Source organism: Rhodovulum sp. (genome assembly GCF_011048875.1).
GTDB lineage: Bacteria > Pseudomonadota > Alphaproteobacteria > Rhodobacterales > Rhodobacteraceae > Rhodovulum > Rhodovulum tesquicola.
The window spans coordinates 1-4,288 of sequence record NZ_DSDD01000252.1 but is presented as its reverse complement, the minus strand read 5'-3'; the positions used below and the strand labels follow the sequence as shown (position 1 = coordinate 4,288).

Annotated in this window: 6 protein-coding genes; 2 read left to right on the top strand and 4 right to left on the bottom strand. The window is 66.7% G+C overall.

From position 1 onward, the window contains the following. The coding region (locus ENN83_RS08945; protein WP_287186080.1) for a DUF2460 domain-containing protein at positions 1-554 on the bottom strand (554 nt) is incomplete at its 3' end. A gap of 61 nt (positions 555-615) precedes the next feature. Continuing rightward, complete coding sequence (locus ENN83_RS08940; RefSeq protein ID WP_287186079.1) at positions 616-2,802, bottom strand: phage tail tape measure C-terminal domain-containing protein; 2,187 nt, start codon at positions 2,800-2,802, stop codon at positions 616-618. Positions 2,803-2,860: 58 nt separating this feature from the next. Here ENN83_RS08940 and ENN83_RS08935 point away from each other — a divergent pair, with 58 nt between their 5' ends. Both ENN83_RS08935 and ENN83_RS08930 read left to right on the top strand, forming a co-directional pair. Further along, entirely contained in the window at positions 2,861-3,202 is a 342-nt protein-coding gene (locus ENN83_RS08935; RefSeq protein ID WP_287186077.1) for a type II toxin-antitoxin system RelE/ParE family toxin, read from the top strand. Beyond that, positions 3,199-3,489: a helix-turn-helix domain-containing protein gene (locus ENN83_RS08930; RefSeq protein WP_287186076.1), complete on the top strand. Its 291-nt coding sequence runs from the start codon at positions 3,199-3,201 to the stop codon at positions 3,487-3,489. The genes ENN83_RS08935 and ENN83_RS08930 overlap by 4 nt, the downstream gene beginning before the upstream one ends. 5 nt (positions 3,490-3,494) lie before the next feature. Here ENN83_RS08930 and ENN83_RS08925 read toward each other — a convergent pair whose 3' ends face one another. Both ENN83_RS08925 and ENN83_RS08920 read right to left on the bottom strand, forming a co-directional pair. Further along, positions 3,495-3,653: a DUF7697 family protein gene (locus ENN83_RS08925; protein WP_422662630.1), complete on the bottom strand. Its 159-nt coding sequence runs from the start codon at positions 3,651-3,653 to the stop codon at positions 3,495-3,497. A 68-nt stretch (positions 3,654-3,721) separates the two neighbouring features. Continuing rightward, on the bottom strand, positions 3,722-4,159 hold the full coding sequence (locus ENN83_RS08920) for a hypothetical protein (protein WP_287186072.1): 438 nt from the start codon (positions 4,157-4,159) through the stop codon (positions 3,722-3,724). Positions 4,160-4,288 lie beyond the last annotated feature (129 nt).

The following is a 4,288-nucleotide window of genomic DNA, read 5'->3' as shown; positions in this document are numbered from 1 at the left end:
GTGTCGGTGTCGAAACGGACCGGCACGTCGAACTCGAAGCCTGCGGTGATTGCGACGCCGCTGGCAGGGGCTGTGTCGAAATTCAGCACGCCGGTGGTCGTGTCGACGGACCAGCCGCCGGTCTGCTCCGTGCCGCTCAGCGCAACGCGAACGGTTCCTGCGACTGGCTTGGTGATGGTCCGGGTCCATTCCTGCGCGCCGCTCACGTAGCGCTTGACAAGCTGGAACGCCGTCCTGCTGCCATCGCCCTCGCCGATGACCTGATCTTGCGGTCCCGGCGCCTGCGACGGCAGGCCAGACTTGTAATCGGCCCAGTCCTTGAAGCGGAATCCGTGCAGGCGGCCATTCCGCGCCTCGAAGAAGGCGACGACGGCCGCCAGATCGTCTGCGCGGCGGATGCCATAGGCGACATCATAGCGCCGCCGTGAATTGGCCCAGCTGGCATTGCGTTCCTCATCACCACTCGCCAGTTCAACGATCTGCGTGCGCCGCTCCGGCCCGCCGCGCGCGCCACGGCTGATATTGTCGGGGAAGCGCACTTCATGAAACGCCATAAAGTCTCTCCGTGGTTCGTGCTCTGGCCTCTGCAACCGGTGCCCACTTGCAGGGTCGCGCTCACATGCCCCGTCGCCCCAGATTGACCGCGCGGGCAATGTCTGCTGCCACTTGCGTGCGCGATTGCCGGAAGCTTTCGGCATCGCGCGCCATGATGGTGACGTTGACGGTCGTGCCGCCATCGGCGCCCGCGCCGCGCGCGCCATAACCGGCAGCTTCGCGGCGCGAGAGCACGCGTTCCCCGCGTTGCAGGATCGCGGGCACTTCATCGGGTTTGAGCCCGGCCCAGCCGCCGGAATGCATCCGTTGCGCGCCCGCAAAGGCCATTGCCGGGACCATGCGGCCGGGACCGGGCACGCCTACCGTGCCGCCTGCGTGGAAGATATTGGCAAACAGCCCACCCGCGCCGCCCAACACGCCAGAGAGCAGCCCCGCCAGCGGCCCGAGGATGAAGCGCCGTGTAGCCAGCCGTGCCAGATCAGCGATCATTGAGGTGACCAGATCGCGGAAGTCGAGCTTGCCCTTGCGCACGAAATCGGCGACGGCGTTCTCAGCCGCGCCAAAGGCATTGACCAGCACCTGACCGATATCCGCGCCGATATCGCGCGCCTTGTCGGCATACTCGGAAAGCGCCTCCGTGACCGCCTGCCAGCCAGTCAGCGCCTCTGTCGCGCCACTGGCCGTATCCGATCCAGCCTGTCGCCCTGCAGCACCTGCGCGCCCTGCGGCAGCTTCGGCCTGATCCAGCGCCTCCGAAATACGCTGCGCACCAGCCGTGGCCGCATCCAGCGCATCTGCGCTTTCCGCCCCAGACCCACGCACCGATGCCAGCAATGCGGCCATAGCCTCGCGCGCACCATCAAATGCGCTCGCGAGTGTCGCATCCGCCCGCGTGCGAAACCCTTCTGCGGATCGCTCGGCGCGCAGTATGCCCGCGTCAAAACTCGACACCCATGCCTGCACGCCCAGCGCATCGATCTGGAAACCGGCCCCGATCACATCGGCGATCTTGTTGAAGCCGGGCGCGATCCGGCTCAGGAAATCCGCCCATGTCTGGCCGAGAGTTCGCATCAGCCGCAGCCAGAGCGCCTCGATATCAGCGCGCATGGCGCGAAACCGATCCCCAAAGGCGGACATGGAGGCCGCCATGCCGTCCCAGACCGCGCGCGCCACATCGCCCATCAGCTCGAGCGCATTGCCAACCCCCCCGGCGCCGGAGACCAGCCGCCCGAACTGATAGACCAACTCGCCCGCGCCGACGATCAGCGCACCGATGCCCGTCCGGATCAGCGCCCCGCGCAGCACCACCAGCGCTGTCGCCACGCCGCGCACAGAAAGTGCTGCTGCCGCCAGCCCGGCAACCCAGCGCCCGGCCATGAAGGCGGCGAATGTGCCTGCGATGCTGACCAGACGCCCGATATTATCAAACAGCCCCCGGATGGCCTGACCGAGGGGGCCGGTCGTGCGGGCGACAGCCGCCATGGCGTCGGCCACGGCCTCCAGCGCCGGAGCGGCGGCTACCGCCAGTTGGTTCGAGAGTCCGCGCCAGATCAGCCCCAGCCGGGAGACCGCGTCATTGGCCCGCTCGATCTGCGCGGCGTCCTGATCCGACACCACCACCCCGAAATCGCGCACGTCCTGTGTGGCCTGCCGCAGCGTGGCGCTGTCGATCCGCCCGAATACCAGTGCTGCGCGGTCACCAAACAGTTGCGAGGCGACAGCCGCGCGTTCGGCCTCGGGCACAAACTGGCCCAGCGCCTCCTGAATGGTGGCAATGCGCGCATCGGGCGGCAGGCGTTGCAGGTCTTCCGCCGAGAGCTGCAACCGGCGCAACGCCTCGACTGCAGAGCCGGTACCTGAGGCCGCTTGCGACAGCCGCCGTGTCAACTGGATCGTGGCCTGTTCCACCTGACCCATGGACACGCCCGCCAGATCGCCCGCGCGCTCGAGCACCTGAATGCTGGCAACCGTGGTGTCGAGGGAGGCCGCGAGCTTGGCCTGCGCATCGACAGTTTGCAGCCCCGAGCGGATCATGGCCACACCAGCTGCTGTGGCGGCAGCAACGGCAGCCGCTGCCGCCACCTTGACCCGCCGCGAAAACGCCGCCAGCCTCCGGTTCGTCGCCTCCATTTCCTGGCTCAGCCGCCCGAAGCCACGCTTGCCAGCCTCGCCCACGCCCTCCAGCTCAGAACGCACCTGACGCCCGCCCACAGCCGCGAGGCGGACGCTAACCCGTTTCTCGGTCATTGTGTGCTTCCTATGCGTGCGTCATTGACATATGCGCCATTGGCGCACATATGGGATCATGAGCATCGTGACTGTGGTCGAGACACCGGAATTCCAGCGCCGCGCGCGCAGCCTCATGTCGGAGGAAGAGCGGCTGGCGTTGATCGATTTCGTCGCGCGCAACCCGACGGCGGGCGTGTCCATCGGGGGCGGTGTGCGCAAGTTCCGCTTCGCGCGCGATGGTGGTGGCAAGAGCGGCGGGTTTCGGGTGATCCATTTCTTCAGCGCGGATGCTGGAGTGCCGATTTTTCTGATCACGGTCTTCGCGAAGAACGAGAAGGCCAATCTGACCCCGCGCGAGGCAGAGATGGTCAGGCAATTGGGTGAGGCCCTTGCGGCAAGTTACAGGAGGACACCATGAGTGACGCATTCAAGAGCATTGAAACGGGTCTGCAGGAGGCGCTGGCACATGCGCGGGGCGCAGCAGCTGGCACGGTTCACGAGATCGAGCTACCGGAGCCGGATGTGCAGGCGATCCGGGCTCGTACGGGTTTGTCGCAGTCTGACTTCGCGCGCAGTATCGGGGTCAGGAAGGGCACGCTGCTGAATTGGGAGCAGCGCCGCCGCAGCCCGGAGGGACCAGCGCGGGTGTTGTTGGCGCTGATCGACAAGGATCCGCAAATTGTCCAGCGCACACTGGTGCGCTGAGGTTGTCACGAGCGCCCGGAGTCCATCTGTTCATTGAGTTTGAGGACCATCACGGCCTCGATGACGGGCAGCAGTTCGGCCATGGCGAGGGGCGGCACGCCGAGGGCGTCACCGAGCGCCAGCGCGGCGGACATGTCCCAGCCGATCACGGCGCCGGGCAGCACACGCAGCTGGCCACTGATGCGTCCGACCAGGTCCCAGACCTGCCAGCCCTCGTGGGTGAGCGGCCGGTTCAGCCGCGTGGGGCAGTCCGGGCAGGTTTGCGTGCACGCTTCGCAGTATCTTGCGCCCCCGCCGAACTCCCACTCGGCAAGGGCGCAGAGGCGTTTTTTTCCTGTTCCAGCAGCAGCCCCTTCGAGACATAGGTCAGCTGGAACGCTTCAAAAATCGGCCAGATGTCGAGTAGCGCGTCGATGGCCTCTGGGCTGGGATTGATGGGCACACCATCAGCATCGCTGATCCCCTCCCAGGCCAGCACCGCCCGGCGTGCCAGCGCCTTCGCGAAGGCCATGGCGCGGGTCTCATCACTGGCCTCGTCCGGCAGGCTTTCCACCTCCGGATCGGCGCGTGTGGCGACCATCAGCGCGGTGGTCAGGGGGCGCAGCTGCACGCGCACGCCAGGGGCGAGATCATGCCAGCGGGGGGCATTGGTTAGATCAAGAGTGAGCATCAATAAGTCTCCACAGCATTGATAAGCGTGGCGGTGCACATCCGGCTCACAGTTGCATCCTGCGCAGCCTGCCAGTCGAAGGTCGCCTGCACGCCCTGCGGCCCGGAAATCTCGATGCGCGGGCGCGGC